The sequence below is a fragment of the Streptosporangium sp. NPDC049078 genome, from assembly GCF_040648855.1.
Taxonomy (GTDB): Bacteria; Actinomycetota; Actinomycetes; order Streptosporangiales; family Streptosporangiaceae; genus Streptosporangium.
Genome location: NZ_JBEZEL010000004.1, coordinates 257,114 through 281,664, shown reverse-complemented (window position 1 = coordinate 281,664; position 24,551 = coordinate 257,114). Strand labels below are relative to the sequence as shown.

The 24,551-nt window shown below is 71.0% G+C and carries 17 protein-coding genes and 1 pseudogene; 12 read left to right on the top strand and 6 right to left on the bottom strand.

Features of this window, described 5'->3' with window-relative positions:
* Nucleotides 1-76: 76 nt before the first annotated feature.
* The 4 genes from AB0B90_RS08330 to AB0B90_RS08315 form a co-directional block, all read right to left on the bottom strand.
* Nucleotides 77-1,000, bottom strand: a complete 924-nt coding sequence (locus AB0B90_RS08330) for an RNA polymerase sigma-70 factor (protein WP_362921615.1) — start codon at nt 998-1,000, stop codon at nt 77-79.
* Between the two features lie 17 nt (nt 1,001-1,017).
* Nucleotides 1,018-1,491 carry a carboxymuconolactone decarboxylase family protein gene (locus AB0B90_RS08325; RefSeq protein WP_350946340.1) on the bottom strand — a complete coding sequence of 158 codons (474 nt, stop codon included), beginning with the start codon at nt 1,489-1,491 and terminating at the stop codon, nt 1,018-1,020.
* A 124-nt stretch (nt 1,492-1,615) separates the two neighbouring features.
* Nucleotides 1,616-2,344, bottom strand: coding sequence for a VOC family protein (locus tag AB0B90_RS08320; RefSeq protein WP_362921612.1), 729 nt, complete (start codon nt 2,342-2,344; stop codon nt 1,616-1,618).
* A gap of 215 nt (nt 2,345-2,559) precedes the next feature.
* A complete protein-coding gene (locus AB0B90_RS08315) occupies nt 2,560-3,360 on the bottom strand; it encodes an IclR family transcriptional regulator (RefSeq protein WP_362921610.1) in 801 nt (266 codons plus the stop codon).
* Between the two features lie 132 nt (nt 3,361-3,492).
* Between AB0B90_RS08315 and betA the strand changes: the two genes are divergently transcribed.
* From betA to AB0B90_RS08285, 6 genes and pseudogenes are all read left to right on the top strand, one after another.
* Entirely contained in the window at nt 3,493-5,133 is a 1,641-nt protein-coding gene (gene betA, locus AB0B90_RS08310) for a choline dehydrogenase (RefSeq protein ID WP_362921608.1), read from the top strand.
* Between the two features lie 255 nt (nt 5,134-5,388).
* Nucleotides 5,389-6,192: an IclR family transcriptional regulator gene (locus tag AB0B90_RS08305; protein WP_362921606.1), complete on the top strand. Its 804-nt coding sequence runs from the start codon at nt 5,389-5,391 to the stop codon at nt 6,190-6,192.
* A 136-nt stretch (nt 6,193-6,328) separates the two neighbouring features.
* Nucleotides 6,329-6,511, top strand: a pseudogene (locus AB0B90_RS08300) (betaine-aldehyde dehydrogenase); the annotation flags it as partial.
* 45 nt (nt 6,512-6,556) lie between these two features.
* Entirely contained in the window at nt 6,557-7,828 is a 1,272-nt protein-coding gene (locus tag AB0B90_RS08295; protein ID WP_362921604.1) for a glycine betaine/L-proline ABC transporter ATP-binding protein, read from the top strand.
* Nucleotides 7,828-9,822, top strand: a complete 1,995-nt coding sequence (locus AB0B90_RS08290) for an ABC transporter permease subunit (RefSeq protein ID WP_362921602.1) — start codon at nt 7,828-7,830, stop codon at nt 9,820-9,822. The genes AB0B90_RS08295 and AB0B90_RS08290 overlap by 1 nt, the downstream gene beginning before the upstream one ends.
* A gap of 109 nt (nt 9,823-9,931) precedes the next feature.
* Nucleotides 9,932-10,927, top strand: coding sequence for an ABC transporter substrate-binding protein (locus tag AB0B90_RS08285; RefSeq protein WP_362921600.1), 996 nt, complete (start codon nt 9,932-9,934; stop codon nt 10,925-10,927).
* Nucleotides 10,928-11,025: 98 nt separating this feature from the next.
* Here AB0B90_RS08285 and AB0B90_RS08280 read toward each other — a convergent pair whose 3' ends face one another.
* Entirely contained in the window at nt 11,026-11,340 is a 315-nt protein-coding gene (locus AB0B90_RS08280) for a hypothetical protein (protein WP_362921598.1), read from the bottom strand.
* Nucleotides 11,341-11,493: 153 nt separating this feature from the next.
* Between AB0B90_RS08280 and AB0B90_RS08275 the strand changes: the two genes are divergently transcribed.
* Nucleotides 11,494-14,688, top strand: coding sequence for an amidase family protein (locus AB0B90_RS08275; protein WP_362921596.1), 3,195 nt, complete (start codon nt 11,494-11,496; stop codon nt 14,686-14,688).
* Nucleotides 14,689-14,962: 274 nt separating this feature from the next.
* On the opposite strand, the gene AB0B90_RS08270 is transcribed toward AB0B90_RS08275, so the two are convergent.
* Complete coding sequence (locus AB0B90_RS08270; protein ID WP_362921594.1) at nt 14,963-15,961, bottom strand: hypothetical protein; 999 nt, start codon at nt 15,959-15,961, stop codon at nt 14,963-14,965.
* A gap of 523 nt (nt 15,962-16,484) precedes the next feature.
* On the opposite strand from AB0B90_RS08270, the gene AB0B90_RS08265 reads away from it, so the two are divergent.
* The 5 genes from AB0B90_RS08265 to AB0B90_RS08245 all read left to right on the top strand — a co-directional run bounded on the left by AB0B90_RS08265 (nt 16,485) and on the right by AB0B90_RS08245 (nt 24,312).
* Entirely contained in the window at nt 16,485-18,911 is a 2,427-nt protein-coding gene (locus tag AB0B90_RS08265; RefSeq protein ID WP_362921592.1) for an FAD-dependent oxidoreductase, read from the top strand.
* Between the two features lie 147 nt (nt 18,912-19,058).
* Complete coding sequence (locus AB0B90_RS08260) at nt 19,059-20,279, top strand: sarcosine oxidase subunit beta family protein (protein ID WP_350946324.1); 1,221 nt, start codon at nt 19,059-19,061, stop codon at nt 20,277-20,279.
* Nucleotides 20,280-20,292: 13 nt separating this feature from the next.
* Entirely contained in the window at nt 20,293-20,571 is a 279-nt protein-coding gene (locus tag AB0B90_RS08255) for a sarcosine oxidase subunit delta (protein WP_350946323.1), read from the top strand.
* On the top strand, nt 20,568-23,705 hold the full coding sequence (locus AB0B90_RS08250) for a 2Fe-2S iron-sulfur cluster-binding protein (protein WP_362921590.1): 3,138 nt from the start codon (nt 20,568-20,570) through the stop codon (nt 23,703-23,705). Before AB0B90_RS08255 ends, AB0B90_RS08250 begins: the two co-directional genes overlap by 4 nt.
* Nucleotides 23,698-24,312: a sarcosine oxidase subunit gamma family protein gene (locus AB0B90_RS08245; protein WP_362921588.1), complete on the top strand. Its 615-nt coding sequence runs from the start codon at nt 23,698-23,700 to the stop codon at nt 24,310-24,312. The genes AB0B90_RS08250 and AB0B90_RS08245 overlap by 8 nt, the downstream gene beginning before the upstream one ends.
* Nucleotides 24,313-24,551 lie beyond the last annotated feature (239 nt).

Below are 24,551 nucleotides of genomic sequence, written 5' to 3'. Positions count from 1 at the left end.
TTCGCACCGCCCGCCACCGATCACCCAAGCCGAGGGGCGGGGGCCTTCAGACCGAAGGACCCCGCCCCCGGCGCGATCATTCCTCGGGTCGGCGTGCCTGTTTTATCTCGCGGGTGATCGCCCAGGCATCCGCTACCGGGCCCACGTGCCCGAGTTTGTCGGGGTTGATCACCGTGCGGATCGTCTGGATCCGCCCGTCGAGCACATCGAGCACCAGGGCGTAGAGTACCTTGCCGTCCCGGTCGTGGAAGATCGCGCCCGGCCCGCCGTTGACCTCGTGCGGCTCGAACGTCACGTCGATGCGGACCAGCTTGATGGAGAGGGAGGCGAGCAGCCGGGCCACGGACTCGGCGCCGATGACCGCCCTGGCCAGCTGAGGGGCCTTGCCGCCGCCGTCGCCGACCATCGAGACGTCGGCGGCGAGCAGCTCTCGCAGACCGGCGACGTCACCTTCGTGGAAGGCGTCGAAGAACCGTGACGCCAGTTCCTCCCACTCCGCGCGTACCGTCTCGAAACGTGGACGCCCGGCCTCCATGTGACGCCGCGCCCGCACCAGCAGTTGCCGGCACGCCGCCTCCGAACGCCCCACCGCCGTGGCGACCTCGTCGAACCCGAAGCCGAACACCTGTCGCAGCACGAAGACCGCCCGCTCCAGCGGGCTGAGCCGCTCCAGCAGCAGCAACGCCGCCATCGACACCGAGTCGGCCAGCTCCGCCGCCCGCGCCGGATCCTGGTACGGATCGCTCAGCAGCGGCTCGGGGAACCACGGGCCGACGTACTCCTCCCGCCGCACCCGCGCCGAGCGCAGTACGTCGATGGAGATCCGGGTGACCGTGGCCGACAGAAAGGCCTTGACCGACGTTGGCCGGGTCGCCGAGCCGTCGAAGCGCAGCCACGTCTCCTGCACCGCGTCCTCGGCTTCGCCGACACTGCCCAGGATCCGGTAGGCGATCGAGAACAGCAGCGGCCGCAGCTCCTCGAACTCCTCGACCTCGCTCACACCTGATCCCCGCCCTCTCAGTGGAACCGGCCGGGCTCGTAGTCGCCGGCCGGCTGCCGGCTGATGACGTTCATTCGGTTCGCCGCGTTCATGAAGGAGATCAGGAGCACCAGGGCGGTGAGCTGCTCACTGTCGTAGTGCTTGGCGGCGTGCGCCCACACCTCGTCGCCGACCCCACCGGCCGCGTCCGCGATCCGGGTCCCCTCCTCCGCCAGCTCCAGCGCGGCACGTTCGGCCTCGGTGAAGACCGTGGCCTCCCGCCACGCCGCGACCAGGTTCAGCCGGACCGAGGTCTCGCCGGCGGCGGCGGCCTCCTTGGTGTGCATGTCGACGCAGACGGCGCAGGCGTTGATCTGGCTCACGCGAAGCGCCACCAGCTCCTGTGTGGCGGCCGGCAGCGGTGATTCCTTGATCGCCTTGCCCGCCGCCATGAAGCGCTTGATGATCTTCCCTGCGGTCGGGTCGGTGAAGTAGTCGAGTCGTGCGTCCATGGTGTGCCCCTTCGTGTTCGTCGATGGCTACACCCCCTAAGACGAGGCAGCCCGGCTCCCTGTGACATCGGGCGAACGTGACCTGGGTCTCCCAGCCGGCTCGGCGTCGATCCGCCGGGGCCGGTCACGCTGTCGGCGGGGGCGACACGCTGAACTCGTTGCCGTCGGGGTCGGCCATCAGCACCCGGCCGGTCCCGCGCGGACCGCTCTCGATCAGGGTCGCGCCGAGGGAGACGAGACGCTCGACCTCCGCCTGATGATCACCGTGCGCGGGTGGGGCGAGGTCGAAGTGCAATCTGTTCTTCCCGGTCTTCGGTGCCACCGGGGGGCCGCCCCACGTGATCTTCGGTCCGCCGTGCGGCGAGCGGATCGCGGTCTCCTGGTCCTGGTCCCAGACCAGCGGCCAGCCCAGCGCCTCGCTCCAGAAGTATCCGACCTCCTGCGAGCCGTCGCACGCGAGCGCTCCGACGAATCCGCAGTCGGCGAGAAAGTTGTTGCCCGGCCCGATGACGCAGAACTCGTTGCCCTCGGGGTCGGCGAGCACCACATGCCCCTCCTCGGGGCGTTGCCCGATGTCGATGTGCCGCGCGCCGAGTTCGAGCGATCTGGCCACCGTGCGCCGCTGGTCCTCAAGGGAGGTGCTCGTCAGATCGAAGTGCATCTGATTCTGGCGGGTCTTCTTCTCCGGGGTCGGCAGACACCGGATCCGGAATCCGGTGTCGTCGCTCGGCAGGAGGGTGACGCCGTCGCGGGCGTCGTCGGCCGTCTCCCAGCCCAGGACTCCGGCCCAGAAGCGCGCGAGACGGAGCGGGTCGTTCGCGTCGAAGCAGAGCGCTACGAGCTGAGCGGTCATATGGCTTCTCCAATTCGCCTGCTCGCGGGCGCGGGGCGGGCGCGTCCTCCCGCGCGTGAGGGAGGCCAACGCTAGTCCGCCCACGGAGCGCGAGGCGAACGCTTTTGGGCCGGAGGGCGGCGCTTCCGGCGCTTCCGGCGCACGATCCGCGATCGGCGCGGGGCTGCCGGTCGCCATGTACGAGGCCGGGGGCGTTGCGGCGAGGACCGTGGCGCTCAGGCTCGTTCGGTGTGGCCGAGGCGGTGACTGATGTCCAGGGCTCCGGCGATCACGACCGGCGCCAGCTCGTGCAGCCGCTCCTCGCCGAAGCGGTAGGCCGGGCCGGACGCGCTGACGGCGGCGACGATCTCGCCGTCGTGGGAGCGGATGGGCGCGGCGACGGCGTTCAGGCCGATCTCGTACTCCTCGACGGTGACGGCGTAGCCCCGCTCGCGGGCCTGGAGAAGCTGTTTCTCCAGCGCGTCGGCCGAGGTGATCGTGTTCGGGGTGTACGTCCTCAGCCCGCTCGCGGTGACCAGCTGGACCCGGTGCAGGTCGTCGAGGTGGGCGAGCAGGATCTTGCCGCTGGAGGTGGCGTGCAGCGGGGTGAGCTCGCCGACCCAGTTGTGGGTGGTGACCGCCGCCGGGCCGCGTACCTGGTCGAGGTTGATCGCGTAGTGGGAGCGCAGGACGGCGATGTTGACCGTCTCGCCGATCTCCTCGGCGAGGCGGCGGCAGACGGGGCGGCTCTGCTGGGTGAGGTCGAGCCGGGAGGCGACCCCGCCCGCGAGGCGGATGATCCCGAAACTGAGGCGGTACTTTCCCCGCTCCTCGGCCTGCTCGACCAGGCCGCGCGACTCCAGCGCCCCCAGCAGCCGGAACGCCGTCGACTTGTGGACCGATATCTCCTGGGCTATCTCGCTCACCCCGGCCTCGCGGCGCTCGGAGAGGATCTCCAGGATGGCGATGGCCCGGTCGACGGACTGGACTCCGCCACTGCTGTCGGCGGTACGGCCGCCGAGGGGATCGTTGCCCATAGCCAGGGACTGTAGGCGCTGGGGACAACGAATGCCATCGCGGGAACAATCGCCGTTGCGAATAGTGCAGCCCATTGCGCCATTCGCTACAATTTCCGGCATTACCTCCAGCTTGAGCGAGGCGAGGCAGACATGTACGACTTCGTCATCGTCGGGGGCGGTTCTGCGGGAAGCGCCCTCGCGAACCGGCTGTCGGCCGACCCCGCCAACCGGGTGCTGGTGCTGGAGGCGGGCCGCCCGGACTATCCGTGGGACGTCTTCATCCACATGCCCGCCGCGCTGCCCTTTCCCATCGGGAACCGCTTCTACGACTGGAAGTACACCTCCGAGCCCGAGCCGCACATGAACGGCCGCCGGATCTACCACGCCAGGGGCAAGGTGCTCGGCGGCTCCAGCAGCATCAATGGGATGATCTTCCAGCGCGGCAACCCCATGGACTACGAGCGCTGGGGCGCCGACGAGGGCATGAAGACCTGGGACTTCGCCCACTGCCTGCCCTACTTCAAGCGCATGGAGAACTGCCTGGCCGCCGACCCCGCCGACTCCTGGCGGGGGAGGGGCGGTCCCCTGGTGCTGGAGCGCGGGCCGGTGCGCAACCCGCTGTTCGGCGCCTTCTTCGAGGCGGTGCAGCAGGCCGGATACCCGTTGACCGACGACGTCAACGGCTACCGTCAGGAGGGCTTCGCCCGCTTCGACCGCAACATCAGCAGGGGACGCCGCCTGTCGGCCGCCCGCGCCTACCTGCACCCCGTGATGAACCGCCCCAACCTGGAGGTCAGGACGCGGGCGCACGTCACCCGGATCCTCTTCGAGGGCGGGCGCGCGGTCGGCGTCGAGTACGACGGCCGGACGGTCCACGCGGGCGAGGTGATCCTGTGCGGCGGCGCGATCAACTCCCCGCAGCTGCTCCAGCTCTCCGGGGTGGGCAACGCCGCCGAGCTGGACGCCCTCGGCGTCGACGTCGTGCACGACCTGCCGGGCGTCGGCGAGAACCTCCAGGACCACCTGGAGGTCTACATCCAGTACGGCTGCAAGCAGCCGGTGTCGATGCAGCCCGCGATGAAGTGGCGCAACCGGCCGCTCATCGGCGCGCGGTGGCTCTTCCTGCGCAGCGGCCCCGGCGCGACCAACCACTTCGAGGCGGGCGGCTTCACCCGGAGCAACGACGACGTCGACTACCCCAACCTGATGTTCCACTTCCTGCCCATCGCGGTCCGCTACGACGGCTCTGCGCCCGCCGGCGGGCACGGCTACCAGGTGCACATCGGGCCGATGTACTCCGACTCGCGCGGCTCGGTGAAGATCAAGAGCACCGATCCCCGCGTCCACCCGGCGCTGCGCTTCAACTACCTGTCCACCGAGCAGGACCGGCGCGAGTGGGTGGAGGCCGTCCGGGTCGCCCGCGACATCCTGAACCAGCCCGCGATGGACGCGTTCAACGCCGGTGAGCTGTCGCCGGGCCCCGGGGTCGAGACCGACGAGGAGATCCTCGACTGGGTGGCGAGGGACGGCGAGACCGCGCTGCACCCCTCGTGCACCGCGCGGATGGGCGTCGACCCCATGTCCGTGGTGGACCCGCTGTCCATGCGGGTCCACGGCCTCGACGGATTGCGCGTGGTGGACGCCTCGGTGATGCCGTACGTGACCAACGGCAACATCTACGCGCCGGTCATGATGGTGGCGGAGAAGGCGGCCGACCTGATCCTGGGTAACACTCCGCTCGCCGCCGAGCACGCCGACTTCTACCGGCACCGCGACGGTTCCCCTCGCTGACCGCGCCCGCCGGTCGTTCACCCGCTGACCGTTCACCCGCTGACCATTCACCCGCTGACCGTGCGCCCGTCGGCCGTGCGCCGGCCGCCCCCGCCGACCGTGCCCGTCCGCTGACCGTGCCCGTCCGTCCGCCGCGTCTCGCGCGGTCTCCGGCATGGGCGGAGGCCACCTCCGTCGTCGGGGCCTTCTCCCGTGGACGGTGGTGAGGGGCTTTCCGTAGGCCGTGCTTGTGCGCGATCCGCTTACAGTTGTGTCATGAGCAACGATCTGGAGAGAGATGGCGCTGCGGTGCAGTCCGTCGACCGCGCGCTGTCCGTCCTGCGGCTGCTCGCCCGCCACGGTGACCTCGGCGTCAGCGATATCGCCGCGGAGCTGGGGGTGCACCGTTCCACGGCGTTCCGTCTCGTCATGACGCTGGAGCTGCACGAGCTCGTCGAGCAGACCGCCGACCGGGGGAAGTACCGGCTGGGGGTGGGGATCGTCCGGCTCGCGGGCGCCGCGACCGTGCGGCTCGACGTGGTGCGGGAGAGCCGTGCGAGCGGAGAGCGGCTCGCGGCGGCGGTCGGCGAGACCGTCAACGTGGCGATCCTCGATCGCGACGAGGCCCTGTACGTCGACCAGATGGCGGGGCCCTCGGCCCTGCAGGCCTACAACTGGGCGGGGCGGCGGGTGGCGCTGCACGCGACGTCCAACGGCAAGGTACTGCTCGCCCACGCCCCTGAAGAGCGGTTCGAGCGACTCGCCGCCGGGTCGCTGCGCCCGTTCACCGACCTGACCGTCACCGATGCCGGGCTGCTGCGCGAGGAACTCGACACCGTCCGCAGGCGCGGCTACGCCACCGCCGTCGACGAGCTGGAGCTCGGCCTGACCGCGGTGGCGGCGCCGATCTTCAACGTCGAGGGTGCGGTCGTCGCCTCGATGAGCGTGTCCGGTCCGACCTTCCGGCTGCCGTCCGAGCGCCTCCCCGCGGTGGCCGAGCAGGTGATGGCGGCCGCGGCCGAGGTCTCCTCACGATTGGGCTGGTACGGGAATGAAGACCGCAAACCCTTGACTGCGTGAGCGAAAAAGGACGATTCTGTTCCTCGTTAAGCATTCCGATGCGTCATACGCAACTGCGTTATGCGCAGCGGATCATGCGGTAACGGAAGGACGGCCGTTCGTGCTGCTGCGGGCCTGCTGGAAGGTGAACGGGCGGCTCCGGCGCGGGACCGTCCGGATCGACGACCACAGCCCTTACGCCCCCCGGGCGGAGTGGGACGGTTCCAGGCGGTCGGGGATAGGCCGCGAGCCGGGCCAGGCGGGTCCGGCCGAGTATCGGGAGACCAAGCACGTGCGGCGGAACGTCCGCCCCCGCCCGCAGCGGTGGTTCCGCGGCTGACGGACCGACCCTCGTCCCCAGACGACCCGTGAGGTGGTCACGACCATGACGTCACCGACCCAGCAGGTGCGGCCGGAAGCCGCCACGCGACGCGAGGACCGGGCCGTCCTCGACGTGCGAGGTCTCTGGAAGGTCTTCGGCCCGCGCCCGGACCGGGTCGTCGGGACCCCGCTCGCGGAGCTCTCGCGAAGCGAGCTGAGGGCGAGGACGGGCTGCGTGACCGCCGTCCGCGACGTCTCCTTCACCGTGCGGTCCCAGGAGGTCTTCGTCGTGATGGGACTGTCCGGCTCCGGCAAGTCCACCCTCGTCCGCTGCCTGACCCGGCTCGTCGAGCCGACAGCGGGACAGGTGCTGTTCGACGGCGAGGACATCCGCGAGGCGGGCGACCGGCGGCTGCGCGAGCTGCGGCGCCACCGCTTCGCGATGGTCTTCCAGAACTTCGGGTTGCTGCCGCACCGGCGGGTGCTGGACAACGTGGCCTACGGGCTGGAGATCCGCGGCATGCGGAAGGAGGCCCGCTACGAGCGGGCCAGGGAGATGGTCGAGCTCGTCGGCCTGTCGGGCTCGGAGGACTCCTACCCCGACCAGCTTTCAGGCGGCATGCAGCAGCGCGTCGGGCTGGCCAGGGCCCTCGCGGTGGACCCGGACGTGCTCTTCTTCGACGAGCCGTTCTCCGCGCTCGACCCGATGATCAGGCGGGACATGCAGAACGAGGTCATCCGCCTGCACCGCGAGGTCGGGAAAACGATGATCTTCATCACGCACGACCTGAGCGAGGCGCTCAAGCTCGGCGACCGCATCCTCATCATGCGTGACGGCGAGCTCGTCCAGATGGGCACGCCGGACGAGGTCGTCGGGGCGCCCGTGGACGACTACGTGCGCGAGTTCGTCAGGGACGTGCCCCGCTCGAACGTGCTCACCACCCGCTGGATCATGCGCCCGCCCCGGCCGGACGAACCGCTGGACGGTCCGGAGGCCGGGCCGGACGTCGTCGTACGCGACGTCGTGCACACGGTCCTGCGCGCGACGCGCCCGGTCAAGGTCGTCGAGGACGGTGAGCTGTTGGGGGTCGTCACCGCCGAGGAGGTCCTCGGCGTGCTCGCCGAGCCGTCTCCCGAGGGGACCACCGCCAAACCGGCCACACTCGCAGAACCTGCTGGAGCCGCCGGGCCGTCTTCGGCCAGAACCTCCGCCGAACCCGCCGAAGCCGCCGAAGCCGTCGGAGCCGTCGGAGCCGCCGGGCGGTCTCCGGACAGAGCCTCCACCGAGTCCGCAGAGCCCGTCGCCGGGCCGGGCAGGTCAGGGGAGCAGGGCTGATGGCCGTCAGGGCCACCCCGGCCGGTGGCCTGCGGCTCCTGCCCGCCTGGCCCCGCCGCTATCTGATCGCCGCCGTCGTCGCGGCCTGGGTGCTGCTCTGGGTCTTCCTCCAGGGCCGCGACACCTTCCAGCTCGGCGGCGCGGAGTTGACCCCGCTGCACGTACGGGTCAACGAGGCGAGCGAGGTCATCGACAACAGCAGGAACGAGAACCCGTTCTTCCTGTACTTCATCAACTACATCCGGCTCTTCCTCGATGAGTTCGTCACGTTCGTCCAGGCGCTGATCAGCCGGCCGTCCTTCGGGCGCCCGCTGCCGGTCGTCGGCTGGCTGGGCGTGGTCGCGGTCGCCACGGCGGTCGCGCTGCTGTGGGGCAACCTCAGGGTCGCCCTGCTGACCGCGATCGGCTTCGCCTCCTTCGGCCTGCTGGGGCTGTGGGAGGAGAGCATGGACACCCTCGCCCTCACCCTGGCCGCCGTCGCGATCTCGCTGCTCATCGGCATCCCGCTCGGTGTCTGGGCCGGGGTGAGCGACCGGTTCGACCGCCTGGTCACCCCGCTGCTCGACTTCATGCAGACGATGCCGACGTTCGTCTACCTCGCGCCGCTCACCCTGTTCTTCCTCATCGGCCCGGCGAGCGCGACCGTGGCGACCGTCGTCTACGCCGTCCCGCCCGCGATCCGCATCACCGCGCACGGCATCCGCGAGGTGCGGCCCGCGACGCTGGAGGCGAGCACCTCCCTGGGCGCGACCGCCTGGCAGTCCCTGAGGAAGGTACGGCTCCCGCTGGCCAAGCGGACCATCGTCGTCGGCGTCAACCAGACCATCATGGCCGCGCTGTGCATGGTCACCATCGCCGCGCTGATCGACGCCCCCGGCCTGGGCAAGACCGTCGTCAAGGCGCTGGAGACCCTCGACGTCGGCGGCGCCTTCAACGCGGGTTTGGCGATCGTCGTGATGGCCATCGTGCTCGACCGGGTCACCTCCGCCGCGGGTCGCCGCGTCGAGGCCAGGAACCGGGCCGGACTCTCGCGTGGGGCGGGCCGCCGCCGCACGGAGATCGGCGCGGTCCTCGCGGTCACCGGCGTGCTGGTCTACCTCTCCCATGTCTACGTGTGGGCCGCGGAGTTCCCCGGCGAGGCGAACGTCGGACGGTACGTCCGCCAGGGCGTCGACGCGGCCACCCTGTGGGCGCAGGACAATCTCGCCGTCTACACCGGCGCGTTCAGGAACGCGGTCTCCTACGGCCTGCTCAACCCGTTCGAGGCGCTGCTCACCGACTCGCCGTGGTGGCTGGTCGGCGCGGTGCTGATCGCGTTCGCCGCGATCCTGACGAATGTCAGGGTCGTGCTCGTCACCGCGGTCTGCGTCGCCCTGCTCGTCGTGCTCGGCCTGTGGCAGGACAGCATGGTGACACTCGCCTCCACGCTGGTGGCCACCGTCCTGGTGATGGGCCTGGGGGTGGTTTTCGGCGTCTGGATGGGACGCAGCGACCGCGTCGACCAGCTGGTGCGGCCGGTCCTCGACGCGGGGCAGACCATGCCGCCGTTCGTCTACCTGGTGCCGATCCTCGGCCTGTTCGGCGCCACCCGGATCACCGCGATCATCGCCGCGGTCGTCTACGCGGCGCCGGTGGCGGTCAAGCTCACCGCGGACGGCATCCGCGGCGTGGCGCCGAGCGCGGTGGAGGCCGCCACGGCCGCGGGTTCCAGCACCTGGCAGCTCATCACCAAGGTGCAGCTGCCGATGGCGCGCGCCGCGCTCACCCTCGCCGCCGGCCAGGGGCTCATCTACGTGCTCGCCATGGTCGTCGTGGGCGGTCTCGTCGGCGCCGGAGCGCTCGGCTACGACGTGGTGGCGGGCTTCTCCCAGCTTCAGCTGCGGGGCAAGGGGCTCGCGGCGGGCGTGGCGATCGTCGTACTCGGGATCATGCTGGAGCGCATCACCAGGGCGGCGGCACGGCGGGCCGACGCCGAGGCGCACGGCGTCCGGTGAGGAGCGGGAAGAGACGAGACAGCCGAGAGACAGCCGAGAGACAGGGCACGGCCGGACACCCGCCGGGCGGAACGAACACGGCACACGACACCCAATACAGGAGGACCTGGTGACAGTTTCGAGGATCGGGCGACCGCGGGCGATGGCGCTCCTGGTCGCGGCCGGCCTCCTCGTCTCCGCGTGCGGCGGGGCGAAGGTCGGCGAGAGCGACACGGGAGCCGCTCCGGCCGCCTCGGGCGCGGACGGCAGGAAGGCGTGCGGCGCGGTCAACATCGCGATCAACCCGTGGGTCGGCTACGAGGCGACCGCGGCGGTCATCGCCCACGTGGCGGAGAAGGATCTCGGCTGCTCGGTCACGAAGAAGGACCTCAAGGAGGAGGTCGCCTGGCAGGGCTTCGCCACCGGCCAGGTCGACGCGATCGTGGAGAACTGGGCCCACGACGACCTGAAGAAGAAGTACATCGACGACCAGAAGGTCGCCGTCTCGGCGGGGTCGACGGGTAACAAGGGGGTGATCGGCTGGTACGTGCCGCCGTGGATGGCCGAGAAGTACCCCGACATCACCGACTGGAAGAACCTCAACAAGTACGCCGACCTGTTCAAGACCTCCGAGTCGGGGGGCAAGGGACAGCTGCTCGACGGCGACCCGTCCTTCGTGACCAACGACGCGGCCCTGGTGAAGAACCTGAAGCTGGACTACAAGGTCGTCTACGCGGGCAGCGAGGCGGCGCTCATCACCGGGTTCAGGCAGGCGGAGAAGCAGAAGACCCCGATGCTCGGCTACTTCTACGAGCCGCAGTGGTTCCTGTCGGAGGTCAAGCTCGTCAAGGTCAAGCTGCCCGAGTACACCGAGGGCTGCGACGCCGACGCCGAGAAGGTGGCCTGCGACTACCCGCTCTACGACCTCGACAAGATCGTGAGCAAGAAGTTCGCCGACTCCGGCAGTCCGGCGTACGACCTGATCAAGAACTTCACCTGGACGAACGAGGACCAGAACCTCGTGGCCAAGTACATCTCCGAGGACAAGATGACGGCCGAGGAGGCCGCGGAGAAGTGGGTCGGCGACAACCCCGACAAGGTGAAGGCCTGGCTCCCCACCTCCTGAGCGCGATCGCCTTACAAGCGAGATGTCACTGGTTCGAACCCAGTAGTGCCCACCAGCAAAAACGCCCCGTTCCTGATCTTCGGAACGGGGCGTAAGGGTTAGGAGGCGACGGACGAGGCGTCGGTGATCTTGACGCGCAGGATCATCTGCTCGAAATTCGCGCGTGACACCCACTTCTGGCGCATGTCCTGTTCGGTGACCTCGTGGGTCGGCTCGCCCCCTGTCAGCCCCGTCGCGACGAAGACGCGCATCGACTGGGTGCTCAGACCGTGGGAGTCGTCCAGTCGCGCGAGGAAGCGCATACTCCTGGCCCGCAGTCCGGCCTCCTCCGCGAGTTCGGTCCCGGCTTCGTCCTCGCGGATGGTCATCCAGGGGCTGGTGTAGTCAACCCGGCTGGAGATCTGCTCGACCACGATCCTCCCCGCAGCTAATGGAAGGTTCCAGGTAGCGGACAACCGTAATAAACCAGTCAGTACGGCACGTTTCTCCTAGGGAATATGTACGACATATCGCCGTAACGGCTGGTCTATAGCGTCACGCGCATTACCGGGTTCCTCAAGGAGCACATGGTGCGCAAGGTCCTCGCCTCCCTCATCTCCCTCTCCCTCACCCTCACCCTCGTAGCCGTGCAACCCCAGCAGGCCAACGCCAAGGTCAAACTCGATCTTGAGACGTTGACCGGCGCCGAGGCCGTCTCCCTCATGGCCGCCGGCAAGCTGACCTCGGTCGACCTGACCAAGGCGTACATCGACCGGATCACCGCGCTGAACAAGCGCGGGCCCGGCCTTAACGCCGTCACGGACCTCAACCCCAACGCGTTGAAGGAGGCCGAGGCGTACGACCGCCTGCGTAAGAAGGGCAAGTCGCTCGGCCCCGCCATGGGGCTGCCGATCCTGCTCAAGGATCTGATCGACGTCGAGGGCATGCCCACGACGGCGAACAACTGGTCGCTGCGCCGGTCCTTCCCGGCCTCCGACGCCGGCATCACCAAGAAGCTGAAGGAACGCGGCGTCGTGATCCTCGGCAAGGTGGGGCTGTCGGAGTACGCCAACAGCTTCGGCTCGCAGCCCTCCGGGTTCGGCAACTACGGCGGCCAGGTCATCAACGGCATCGACGCCGACCAGAACCCCTCCGGGTCGTCGTCGGGCACCGGCGCGGCCATGGCCGCGGCGCTGTCGACGCTGGGCATCGGGACCGAGACCTCCGGTTCCATCATCTCGCCGTCGAACGCGCAGTCGCTCGTGGGTCTGCGGCCGACCGTGGGTCTCGTGCCCGGTTACGGCATCGCGCCCATCTCGGCCTCGCAGGACATCGCCGGCCCGATGGTCCGAACGGTCTCCGACGCCGCGCTCACACTGGCCTCGATCGCCGGGCCCGACCCGGTGGCCGACGCCGGGTACAAGGCCATGTTCGGCGACGACTACATCGCCAAGGGCATCATCCCGCCGCTCCCCGCGACGCTGCCCGACTACACCAAGGCCATCGATCCCGACTTCGTGCGCGGCAAGAAGATCGGGTACAACGGCACCCTCACCGAGGGCAGTCCGCTCAAGATCGCGTACGACGCCCTGACCGCCGCCGGCGCCATCCTGGTGCCCCGCCCGCAGGCGACGATCCCCGCACTGCCCGCGCTGCCCAGCGGCTATGAGCAGCACAAGAGCATCGACTCCTACTACGAGCGGCTCGGCCCGCAGGCGCCGATCAAATCGCTGGTCGAAGAGGTGCAGGTCAACCAGGCCGAAGCTCACCAGGCGCTCAAGTTCGGCAACGTCAACCACCTGAACTCGTCGCAGGCGGACGTGACCCCGGGTGGGGCCAACGAGCAGGCGTACCGGACGAACCTCGCGATCCGTAAGGCCGCCTGGCACAAGGCCATCGACGACATGGTGACGTACACCAACTCGGACCCGGCGCAACCGGCCGACCCGGTGATCGCCATCCTGGGCGGCGCGCCGAGCGCCCCGCAGGCCGGTTACCCGTCGATCACGATCCCGATGGGCTACACCGCGACCCATCGGCGCGCCCAGAACGTGCTGGTCCACGGCAACGCCTACAGCGAGTTCAACCTGCTCGGCGTCGCCTACGTCATCGAGCAGGCCACCAAGCTGCGCCGGCCGGCCAGCCTCGTGAACCCGAGCATGTACCGCTGCGCGAAGACGACCCCGGCTCCGCCGTTCGCCGAGCGCGGCGCCTGCAACCCCGACTACGACGCCGTCCTCAAGGTGACCCACTACGACTCCCGGCCGCTCGGTTTCTCGCTGGAGACCGAGACGGCGCAGAGCCTGATCCAGAAGCTGAACAAGGACGAGGTCTCGGCCGAGGAGCTCACCCGCGCCTACCTCGACCGCATCGCGCTGACCAACGCCGAGGGCCCGGCCACCCAGGCCGTCCGTGAGATCAACACCGACGCGATCAAGGAGGCCCGCAAGCTCGACCAGGAGCGGGGGAAGCACCGCACCGGCAAGCCCACCGGCCCGAACGACAAGCGCCCGCCGCGTCCCGCCCTCTGGGGCCTGCCGGTTCTGGTCAACGACACCATCGACGCCAAGTCGCTGTCGACCACGGGCGGCTCGATCGCCCTCCAGGGTCTCAAGCCGGCCAACGACTCCGCCCTCGTGGCGAAGCTGAAGGCCGCCGGCGCGATCGTGCTCGGCAAGACCAACGTCACCGAGCTGAACGGCGTCTTCGACGCCAACCTGCCGAAGGGCTACTCCTCGCTCGGCGGCCAGGTCCTGCTCCCGAACGACACCGACAAGACCCCGGCGGGTTCGTCGGCCGGCGCCGCGGCGGCCACCGCCTCGGGTCTGGCCGCGATCACGATCGGCATGGAGACCTCACTCGACTCGGCGCAGCTCCTCGCCCCGGCCGACGCGGCCGGTGTGGTGGGACTCAAGCCGACCGTCGGCCTGGTCAGCACGACCGGTGTGCTCCCTGTGGCCAGGTCGCAGGACGCCCCCGGCCCGATCACCCGCAGCGTCGGCGATGCCGCGACGATCCTCAACGTGATCGCCGACCCGGCGAGCCCGGTCGACTACACGAAGGACCTCAAAGCCGACGCCCTCGCGGGCAAGAAGATCGCCGTGGTGTCCAGCACGAGCGCCCCCTACCAGGAGGCGATCGCCAAGCTCCAGGGCCTCGGCGCGACCGTCACCCAGGTCTCGATCGCCACACCGGCCGCGACCGACAGCGTCGTCGCCACCGAGTTCAAGCGTGACCTGAACGCCTACCTCGGCGCGGCCAAGCCCGGCACGACGCTGCGGAGCATCATCGACTACAACAACGCCAACCCGGTCGAGGGCCTGAAGTACCAGCAGGGTCAACTGCTGGCCGCCCAGGCGATCGACCTGTCCGACCCCGCGACGAACGCCAAGTACACGGCCGACCTGGAGGCCGGCAAGGCCGCCAACAAGGCCGTCCTGGACACCGTCCTGAGCGGGTACGACCTGATCCTGGTCCCGAGCGGCAGCAACGTGATCGGCTACGCCGACCGCGCCGGCTACCCCGCGCTCACCATCCCCGCCGGGTATGGCGCGCAGCAGAGCTCGTCGGGCCGCAACCCCATCGGTGTGACGCTGATCGGCGGCGCCTTCTCGGAGGCGAAGCTGCTGGCCGGCGGCTACGCGCTGGAGCAGGCGATCGACGACCGCCTCGCCCCCAGCTACACCAACCCCAGCATGTGGCGTTGCGTCCCGGAGAGCACCTTCTTCACGGGCGAGTTCTGCCTGCCGGGCGACCGCCTGGCCCCTCGTTACAAGGGCTGACCACTGGTTGAGGAGAAGGGCCCGCGGTCTCCCCCGCGGGCCCTTCTCTCGTTGCGGGGGTACGACCTGAGCTGCCCGTCCACTGCCTGACCTGGGCCGGGGGCGGCCCTCCGCAGGGAGGGGTTCGGCCTGGTGGGAGCCGATACCGCAGTTGACATCCAACGGCAGGATGGCCACGCCTCGGCGGCGAGGAACAACCCGTCCGGCGATCCCCGTCGCTCCCGCGCGACCATCACCTGAGGCCGCCTCCACCCTCACGGCGATGAGTCGGCCCCTACCAGGCGGCGTCGGGTGTCTGGCCGCTGGGCGGCAGGTCGCCTGTCCCGATCGGCACCGAGCCGGTGGAGCCGTCGCGCAGGTCGACGCGGTGGAGTCGCCGGTCGTGCGTATGGAGCAGGTGCCGGCCGGTCCCGTCGAGCGCGAACCGGACGGTGAGTGACGTGCTCTTCGGAAGCGACAGCCGGGCGAGTACCACCGCATCCCCGCCGTCGACGGGAACGCGCTCGATGTCGTGGCCGACCGAGTAGACCAAAGAGCCACCGTCGGGGGTGTAGGCCACCGACTCCACGGGCGGTAGGCCTCTCATCGGCCTGACGAGACGGGTGGCGGCGACCAGGTCCGACCCGGGGGCGGCGAGGTCCAGGACGCCCAGGCCCCGGTTGGGCGCCGCCACGGCGATTCGCCGGCCGTCCGGGGCCCAGGACAGGCCGCTCACCCGCATGTCCCCGCTGAACCAGTCGCGTCGCGCCCCGGTGGCGATCTCCACCACGCGGACGATGGTCCCCCCGGCCACCATGTCGGCGAAGGCGAACCTGGTCCCGTCATGGCTCATGGCGAGCACCGGCAGCCCCCCGGACACGCCCTGGCCGGACTCCGGCACCGGCTCGGGTGTGCCGGGCCGCCCTTCCTCGTCGAGACGCACCCGAAAGAACCGCACATCGCCCTCTCGCCCGCTGGTGCCGGAGAGCAGGAAGGTCCGGTTGTCCGGCGCCGCCGCCGCGAGCTTCCACGAGGACTCGACCCCCGGCGGCAGCGGGACGGCCGCGATGAACCTCCCGGTCCCGGCGTCGTGTACGGAGGGCGGCACCGGCGTGAGGATCGCGGTCTTCGACCGCTCGGGGAAGCGGGCGATCGGCGTCCACGCGGAGACGAAGAAGCGCGGCGGCCCGCTCGCGGCCAGGGGAGCGGCGGTCGCCATCGCCACCGCCAGGGACGAGGCGAGGTCCGGCCGCGACGGCGCGGGAGCCAGCGACGATCTCGCGAGTTCACCCACCGGTGAGGGGGGCGGCGACAACGCGGTCGGCGGTGGTGACGGCGGCAGCGAGGGCGGGACCGCCGGCCGCGTTGCCGCAGCGTCAGATGGGAAGGCGGGGACATGTTCGCGGGCCGGGACGTTGCCGCAGCCTCCCACCAGCGTCAGCACCAATGACCCTGTCGTGACGAGGACCGCGCGGGTGAACATGCATTGATCATCATTCGTCCCGGAAACGGCGTCAAACCCGCGCACTCGCCCGCCGCACCGGTTCTCAGGCGGGTACCGGCGAGGTCACGCCCGCCCGGCGCTGCCGGCGGTTGAGCGCGACCCACACCCGAGCCCCGGGTGACGGGCTCTTCATCGCGACGGTGAGGTAGCGGTAGCCGGAGGCATCCACCCGGTGCCCGCCCAGGACTGAGCACCGCTCCGCCGTCCCCCTCGCGGACGATCGTCCACCCGTCCTTGACAGTGTTGTCGGTGGGAGGACAATCTGTTGCGGGAAGCGCACTTCGTTTCGGACTGCGCAACGACGGAGGTGGGTATGGCGGGCCGACGCGTCGTCATCATCGGAGCCGGGGTCGTCGGGGCGGCCCTCGCCGACGAGCTCTCGGCCAGGGGCCGGGACGACATCACCGTCGTCGACCAGGGCACCGTGCCCGCCACCGGGGGATCGTCCTCCCACGCGCCGGGCCTGGTCTTCCAGACCAACCCCTCCAAGACCATGGCGGAACTCGCCCGCTACACCGTCGAGAAGCTCGTCGACCTCGGCTGCTTCCTCCAGGTGGGCGGCCTGGAGGTGGCGACCACACCCGAGCGGCTCGCCGAGCTGCACCGGCGCCACGGCTGGGCGACCTCCTGGGGGATCGAGGCGAGCGTGCTCACCCCCGAGGAGTGCGTGGAGCGCCACTCCCTGCTGGACCGGGACAGGATCCTCGGAGGGCTGTTCGTCCCCACCGACGGCCTGGCCAAAGCCGTGCGCGCCGTCGAGGTCCAGCTCGCGCGCGCACGGGAACGCGGTGTCCGCGTCCTCGACCGGCACGAGGTGCTGGACATCCGCGTCGAGGACGACCGGGTCGCGGCCGTCGTCACCGACCGGGGCGAGATCCCCGCCGACCTCGTGGTCTGCTGTGCCGGGATCTGGGGGCCCAAGGTCGCGGGCATGGTCGGCATGACGCTGCCGCTCACCCCCCTCGCCCACCAGTTCGCCTGGACAGGTCCCGTCCCCGCGCTCGCCGGACAGGATAGCGAGGCCGTCCGGCCGATCCTGCGCCACCAGGACGCCGACCTGTACTACCGGGAGCGCTTCGACCGGCTCGGCGTCGGCTACTACGGCCACCGCCCGATGCCGATCACCGCCGAGGAGATCCTCCCGCTCGCCGACGCCGAGGTCATGCCCTCGGTGCTGGCGTTCACCGGCGACGACTTCGCCCCCGCCTGGGCCGAGACGAAGGCACTGCTGCCCGACACGGGGAAGGCCGAGCTCGAAGCGGGCATCAACGGCCTGTTCTCCTTCACCACCGACAACATGCCGCTGCTCGGACGGTCACGCGAGGTGGAGGGCTTCTGGGTGGCCGAGGCCGTGTGGGTCACCCACTCGGCGGGAGTGGGCCGCGCCATGGCCGAGTGGCTGGCCGACGGACACTGTTCCTCCTTCGACCTGCACGAGTGCGATGTCAACCGGTTCGAGGCCCACCAGCTCGCCCCCGAGTACGTCCGCACCCGCGACTGCCAGAACTTCGTCGAGGTCTACGACATCATCCACCCGCTCCAACCGGCGGAGAACCTGCGCCCGCTGCGCACCAGCCCCTTTCACACCCGCCAGCGCGAGCTGGACGCCTACTTCCTTGAGGCAGTCGGCTGGGAGCGCCCCCAGTGGTACGGAGCCAACGCGCACCTGCTCGACGGCCGTGACATCCCCCGCCCCAACGAGTGGGCCGCCCGCCACTGGTCGCCGATCGTCGGCGCGGAGGCCCAGGTCTCACGCGAGGCCGTCGCCCTCTACGACATGAGCGCGCTCAAGCGGATCGAGGTCGCGGGCCGCGGTGCCGCCGCCTTCCTGCAGCGGATCTCCACGGGCGACGTCGACAAGTCCGTCGGCTCGGTCACCTACTGCCTGCTGCTCGACCACGACGGCGGCATCCGCAGCGACATCACCGTCGCCCGGCTGGGCCGCGACCTGTTCCAGGTCGGCGCCAACGGCAACCTCGACCTCGACTGGCTGCAGCGTCACCTGCCCGCCGACGGGTCGGTCACCGTCACCGACATCACGCCGGGAACCTGCTGCGTCGGCGTCTGGGGTCCCCTGGCCCGCGAGGTCGTCGCCCCGCTCGCCGGGCCCGCCTTCGGCCCCGGCGGTTTCCGCTACTTCCGCGCGGCGCGGGCGTACGTCGGCGCCGTGCCCGTCACCGCGTTGCGGCTCTCCTACATCGGGGAGCTGGGCTGGGAGCTCTACACGACGGCCGACATGGGCGCGAAGCTGTGGGACACCCTCTGGGAGGCGGGCCAGGAGCACGGGATCATCGCCGCGGGCCGCGGCGCCTTCAACAGCCTGCGGCTGGAGAAGGGCTACCGCTCCTTCGGCACCGACATGACCTACGAGCACGACCCGTACGAGGCGGGCCTCGGTTTCGCCGTGCGCAAGGCCGACCGGGGCGACTTCATCGGCCGCGCGGCCCTCGCCGAGCGCGGCACGACCCCCCGGCGCAGGCTGACCTGCCTCACCGTCGACGACCCCGCCGCCGTCGTGATGGGCAAGGAGCCGGTGTACGACGGCGCGTCCCGCGCCGGATACGTCACCAGCGCCGCCTACGGCCACACGATCGGCAAGAACATCGCCTACGCCTGGCTGCCCGCCGAGCTGTCCGTGCCGGGGAGAGAGCTGCACATCGGCTACTTCGACGAGCGGGTGCCCGCCGTCGTCGCCGAGGAGCCGCTGTACGACCCGGCGATGGAGCGCCTGCGTGGCTGACCGGGCACCGGGAACGAAGGGGATGCCCGTGAACTCCGCGAGGCCCGAACCCGCCCGCGTGCGGCCTCGCCCGAGGGACCGAGAAGGGACGACGTCGACTTCCTTGCCGTGCATGAAGGCGGAGGACTCCACGCCGAAAGGAGAACGATGAGCACCGAGGAGCTCCCCGAGCACCCCGACCGGCTGTGGAGTGCTCCCGAGCCGAAGCCCTCCTACGACGTGGTGATCGTCGGCGGCGGAGGCCACGGCCTGGCCACCGCCTACTACCTGGCCAGGAACCACGGGATCACGAACGTGGCCGTGCTGGAGAAGGGCTGGCTGGCCGGCGGCAACATGGCCCGCAACACCACCATCATCCGGTCCAACTACTTGTGGGACGAGAGCGCGGGCATCTACGAGCACTCGCTGAAGCTGTGGGAGGGGCTGGAGGAGGACCTCGGCTATCCCCTCCTGTTCAGCCAGCGCGGCGTGCTCAACCTCGCGCACAGCCTGCAGGACGTCAGGGAGGGCGTCCGCCGGGTCAACGCCAACCGCCTCAACGGTGTCGACGCCGAATGGCTCGGCCCCGAGGAGGTGAAGGAGGTCTGCCCGATCGTCGACGTCTCGCCCGGCACCCGCTACCCGGTCCTCGGCGCCACCTACCAGCCGCGCGCGGGAATCGCCAAGCACGACTACGTGGCCTGGGGGTTCGCCCGCGCCGCCGCCGCGATGGGCGTCGACCTGATCGAGCACTGCGAGGTCACCGGCATCGACGTCGTGGACGGCCGCGTGCAGGCCGTACGCACCACCAGGGGCCGCATCGCCGCGGGCAGGGTCGCGATGTGCGCGGCGGGACACTCCTCGGTCGTCGGCCGGATGGCGGGGGTGGAGCTGCCGGTGCAGAGCCACCCGCTGCAGGCCCTGGTCTCGGAGCTGCTGGAGCCCGTACACCCCACGGTGGTCATGTCCAACGCGGTGCACGTCTACGTCAGCCAGGCGCACAAGGGCGAGCTGGTCATGGGGGCGGGCATCGACGCCTACAACTCCTACCGGCAGCGCGGCGCGTTCCACATCATCGAGCGGCAGATGGCGGCGGCGCTCGAGCTGTTCCCCGTCTTCGCGCGGGCCCACGTGCTGCGCACCTGGGGAGGGATCGTCGACGTCACCCCCGACGCCTCGCCCGTCGTCGGGCTCACCCCCGTCGACCGCCTCTACGTCAACTGCGGATGGGGGACCGGCGGCTTCAAGGCCACCCCGGGCGTCGGATGGTGCTACGCGCACACGATCGCCCACGACGAGCCGCACCCCCTCAACGCCGCCTTCACGCTCGAACGATTCACCACCGGCGCGCTCGTGGACGAGCACGGCGCCGCCGCGGTGGCCCACTGAAGGAGCCCGACCAATGCTGCTGATCCCCTGTCCGTGGTGCGGGCCACGGGACGAGGCCGAGTTCCACTACGGCGGGCAGGCCCACGTCGTCTACCCCGACGACCCCGCCGCGCTCTCCGACGAGGAGTGGGCGAGATACCTGTTCTTCCGCGACAACCCCAAGGGGCCCTTCGCGGAGCGCTGGTACCACGTGGCCGGATGCCGCCGCTGGTTCAACGCGGTCCGCGACACCGCCACCAACGAGTTCCACGCCGTCTACCGGGTGGGCGAGCCGGGGCCGGTGAGCCGGTGAGCGAGCAGCCGTTCCGCCGGGCGGGCCATCGCGGGGAGACACTGCCGTTCCGGTTCGACGGCCGCGACTACGAGGGGTACCGGGGCGACACGCTCGCCGCCGCGCTGCTCGCCAACGGCGTCCGTACGGTCGCGACGAGCGTCGCACTCGGCCGCCCTCGCGGGATCTTCGCCGCCTGGACCGAGGAACCCAACGCCGTCGTCCAGATCGAGCACCCCTTCCCCGAGCCGATGCTCCAGGCCACCGTCGTCGAGCTGTACGCGGGACTGGTGGCCACCGGCCTGCCGGGCAGGGGCAGGCTCGCCGCCGAACCCGACCCGGCGCGCCACGACGGCGTGTACGCGCACTGCGACGTCCTGGTGGTCGGCGCGGGACCGGCGGGTCTCGCGGCGGCGACCGCGGCGGCCACCTCGGGCGCCCGGGTGATCCTCGCCGACGACCGTCCCTCGCCGGGTGGAAGCCTGCCCGACACCGGCGAGAACGTCGACGGCCTCCCGGGCGCGACCTGGGCCGCCACCGCGCTGGCCGAGCTGGAGGCCCGTCCCGAGGTGCGGGTGCTCACCCGTACCAGCGTGTTCGGCTACTACGACGACAACTACCTGGTCGCCGTGGAACGCAGGGGGGAGAACGCCTCCTCCCGGACGCGCGTCTGGCGCGTCAGGGCCCGCCGCGTCGTGCTCGCCACGGGCGCGCACGAGCGTTCGATCGCCTTCGCGGGCAACGACCTGCCGGGTGTGATGCTCGCCGGCTCGGCGCGCGCCTACGTCAACCGGTACGGGGTCCTGCCCGGCCGCCGCGCGGTGGTCTTCACCACCGGGGACAGCGCCTACGCCGCGGCCCGCGACCTGGCCGCCGCGGGCGTCGAGATCGCCGCCGTCGTGGACACGCGCCTCGCCGCCGACCCGAGCCGGAACGGCCCCGGCGGGGCGGCGGGGCGGGGCGGCCCGGATGACTTGAGCGGTCCGGACGACGTGGACGGCACGGACGACGCGGGGGACCTCGCCGGGGGCCTCGGAGGTGCCGAGGTGCTCACCGGTCACGTCGTCACCCGCGTGAACGGCGAACACGGCGTCACCTCCGTGACCGTCTCGAAAAGACCCGCCGAGGCCGGCACGCCTTCCGGAGCCGCTGCCGGGACGAACACGTCAGAGGCCGTCGACTCTGGGATCACCGCGTCCGGGTCCGCCGCGCCCGGAGGTGTCGCCTCACAGGCGCCCGCTTCCGGGACGAACGCTTCCGGGACGAACGCGTCCGAGGCGGAAACCTCCGGCGGACGCGAGATCGAAGCCGACCTGTTGCTCGTCTCGGGCGGATGGAACCCCGCCGTCCACCTGTTCAGCCAGGCGTCGGGGACACTTCGCTACGACGAGGCGCTCGGCTCCTTCGTCCCCGGAACCTGCCGTCAGGCCGTCGAGGTCGCCGGGGCCGCCCGAGGGCTCCGCACCCTCGCCTCCTGCCTGGAGGACGGCGCCGCCGCCGGAGCGCGGGCCGCCGAGGCGGCCGGTTTCGGTGCCCTCCCGACCGCCCCCCACACGTCCGCCCGGGAGGCGACGGAGGCCGCGGGGGCCGGGGGAGCGCGGGACACGCAGGCGGTCTCGAACCTCCGGGAGACGGCCGACGAGACAGCCGACGGGACACTGGGCGGAGCCCCTTCCGAGCACGTGTGGCTCGTCCCCGCCGACGACTACCGGACCCACTTCGTCGACCTGCAGCGCGACGTCACCGTCGCCGACATCATGCGCGCCACCGGGGCCGGGCTCCGTTCGGTCGAGCACGTCAAGCGTTACACCACCGCGGGGACCGCGCACGACCAGGGAAAGACCTCAGGGGTGCTCACCAGCGGTGTCGTCGCCCACCTCCTGGGCGTGGACGTCTCGGAGCTGGGCACCACCACCTTCCGCGCGCCCTACGTGCCCGTCTCCTTCGCGACCCTCGCCGGGCGCGACAGGGGAGCGCTGCACGATCCCGTCCGGGTCACCGCGCTGCACGAGTGGCACGTGGCCCACGGAGCGCCGTTCGAGAACGTCGGCCAGTGGAAGCGGCCCTGGTACTACCCCCGCGAGGGCGAGGACATGGAGGCCGCCGTCCTGCGCGAGTGCCGGGCCGTGCGGGAGGCGGCCGGGGCGATGGACGCCTCCACACTCGGCAAGATCGACATTCAGGGGCCGGACGCCGCGCAGCTGCTCGACCGGCTCTACACCAACCTGATGAGCACCCTCAAGGTCGGTTCGATCCGCTACGGCGTGATGTGCCGCCCCGACGGGATGGTCTTCGACGACGGCACGGTGATCCGCCTGGCAGAGAACCGTTTCCTGGTGACGACCACCACCGGCAACGCCGCGGCCGTCCTCGACTGGATGGAGGAGTGGCTGCAGACGGAATGGCCGTCGCTGCGGGTCTACTGCACCTCGGTCACCGAGCAGTGGGCGACGGTCGCGCTCGCCGGGCCGCGCTCCCGCGAGGTGCTCGCAGCACTCGCCCCCGACCTCGCCGTGGACAACGCGAGCTTCCCGTTCATGACGTGGCGTGACGGCCGGGTGGCGGGCCTGGACGCGCGGGTGTGCCGGATCAGCTTCTCCGGTGAGCTGGCGTACGAGATCAATGTCAGCGCCTGGGACGGGCTCGCCCTGTGGGAGGCGCTCCAGGCCACCGGGGCGGTCACCCCGTACGGGACCGAGACGATGCACGTGCTGCGGGCCGAGAAGGGCTACCCCATCGTGGGGCAGGACACCGACGGCACGGTCACCCCCGCCGACCTCGGCATGGAGTGGGTGGTGTCCAAGAAGAAGGCCGACTTCCTCGGGAAGCGTTCCTTCTCCCGCGCCGACACCGCCAGGCCCGACCGCAAGCACCTGGTCGGCCTGCTGCCGCTCGACCCGGACCTCCTGCTGCCCGAGGGCTCCCACCTGGTGGCCTTCGACCGGCTGCCCGAGCCGCCGGTCCCCACGCTCGGCCACGTCACCTCCAGCTACCGCAGCGCCGCGCTCGGCAGGACCTTCGCCCTCGCCCTCGTCAGCGGCGGGCGCGAACGCGTCGGCGAGCGGCTGTACGTGCCCGTCGCAGGGGAGCTGCTGCCCGTCACCGTCACCCACCACGTCCTCTACGACCCCGAGGGAGCGCGCCGCGATGGCTGAGCCACCGACCGGGCGGTTGAGCCCGCTCGCCCGGCTGGAACCGGTGTCGAACCAGGACCTTCGTATCGCGGAGCTGCCGTTCCTCACCCAGATCGACCTGCGGGTGGAGCCGGGGAGCGGCACCGCGACCGGCGTCGCCGGCGCCCTCGCCGCCCTCGGCGTCCCGCTCCCCGTCGAGCCGGGCACCTTCGCGAGCACCGGCCACGATGTGCCGCCGTCCGGTACGGCCGGGAGCGACACCCTGGTGTTGTGGCTCGGTCCCGACGAGTGGCTCGTCGTCGGGCCCGCGGGCGACACGGGTCTGGAGACCCGGCTGCGAGCCGCGGCCGGAACCGGTCACGCCGCCGTCACCGACGTCTCCGCCCAGCGGACCGTACTGCTCGTGGCCGGTCCCAGGGCCCGTGACCTGCTCTCCCACGGCTGCGCCCTCGACCTGCACCCTCGCGTGTTCGGCCCCGGCCGCTGCGCCCAGACCATGCTCGCCCGAGCCCAGGTCGTCCTCGCCGCGCGCGGAGGCGACGAGTTCCACGTCTTCGTACGCTCGTCCTTCGCGGCCTACCTCGCGGCCTGGCTCCTCGACGCGGCGGGGGAGTACCTGGGCGGCTGAGGCGGCCGTCCGAAACCGGAAAAGACCGACCGGCGCGTTCGCGGTCGGAGCTGCCGGGCGCGGACTCCCGGCTTCGGCCAGGGGAGCGGGCCTGGAGTGGGAGTGCCGTCGGGTCCGAGCGTGCTCCGCCCCCGGCGCGAGGCGCGCGGGGAGCCCGAGCGGACATGGGGAGAGGGGGGGGGCGGGCGGGGGGGGCGGCCCGGCCCCGGGCGGGGGGCGGCCCCCGCGCGCCCCCCCGC

Bases quoted from the DNA above. Each gene is read 5' to 3' on its own strand.
- AB0B90_RS08305 (WP_362921606.1), top strand. From the start codon at position 5,389: ATGAGCAACGATCTGGAGAGAGATGGCGCTGCGGTGCAGTCCGTCGAC.
- AB0B90_RS08290 (WP_362921602.1), top strand. From the start codon at position 7,828: ATGGCCGTCAGGGCCACCCCGGCCGGTGGCCTGCGGCTCCTGCCCGCC.
- betA (WP_362921608.1), top strand. From the start codon at position 3,493: ATGTACGACTTCGTCATCGTCGGGGGCGGTTCTGCGGGAAGCGCCCTC.
- AB0B90_RS08325 (WP_350946340.1), bottom strand. From the start codon at position 1,491: ATGGACGCACGACTCGACTACTTCACCGACCCGACCGCAGGGAAGATC.
- AB0B90_RS08295 (WP_362921604.1), top strand. From the start codon at position 6,557: ATGACGTCACCGACCCAGCAGGTGCGGCCGGAAGCCGCCACGCGACGC.
- AB0B90_RS08245 (WP_362921588.1), top strand. From the start codon at position 23,698: ATGGCTGAGCCACCGACCGGGCGGTTGAGCCCGCTCGCCCGGCTGGAA.
- AB0B90_RS08260 (WP_350946324.1), top strand. From the start codon at position 19,059: ATGAGCACCGAGGAGCTCCCCGAGCACCCCGACCGGCTGTGGAGTGCT.
- AB0B90_RS08275 (WP_362921596.1), top strand. From the start codon at position 11,494: ATGGTGCGCAAGGTCCTCGCCTCCCTCATCTCCCTCTCCCTCACCCTC.
- AB0B90_RS08320 (WP_362921612.1), bottom strand. From the start codon at position 2,344: ATGACCGCTCAGCTCGTAGCGCTCTGCTTCGACGCGAACGACCCGCTC.
- AB0B90_RS08255 (WP_350946323.1), top strand. From the start codon at position 20,293: ATGCTGCTGATCCCCTGTCCGTGGTGCGGGCCACGGGACGAGGCCGAG.
- AB0B90_RS08265 (WP_362921592.1), top strand. From the start codon at position 16,485: ATGGCGGGCCGACGCGTCGTCATCATCGGAGCCGGGGTCGTCGGGGCG.
- AB0B90_RS08315 (WP_362921610.1), bottom strand. From the start codon at position 3,360: ATGGGCAACGATCCCCTCGGCGGCCGTACCGCCGACAGCAGTGGCGGA.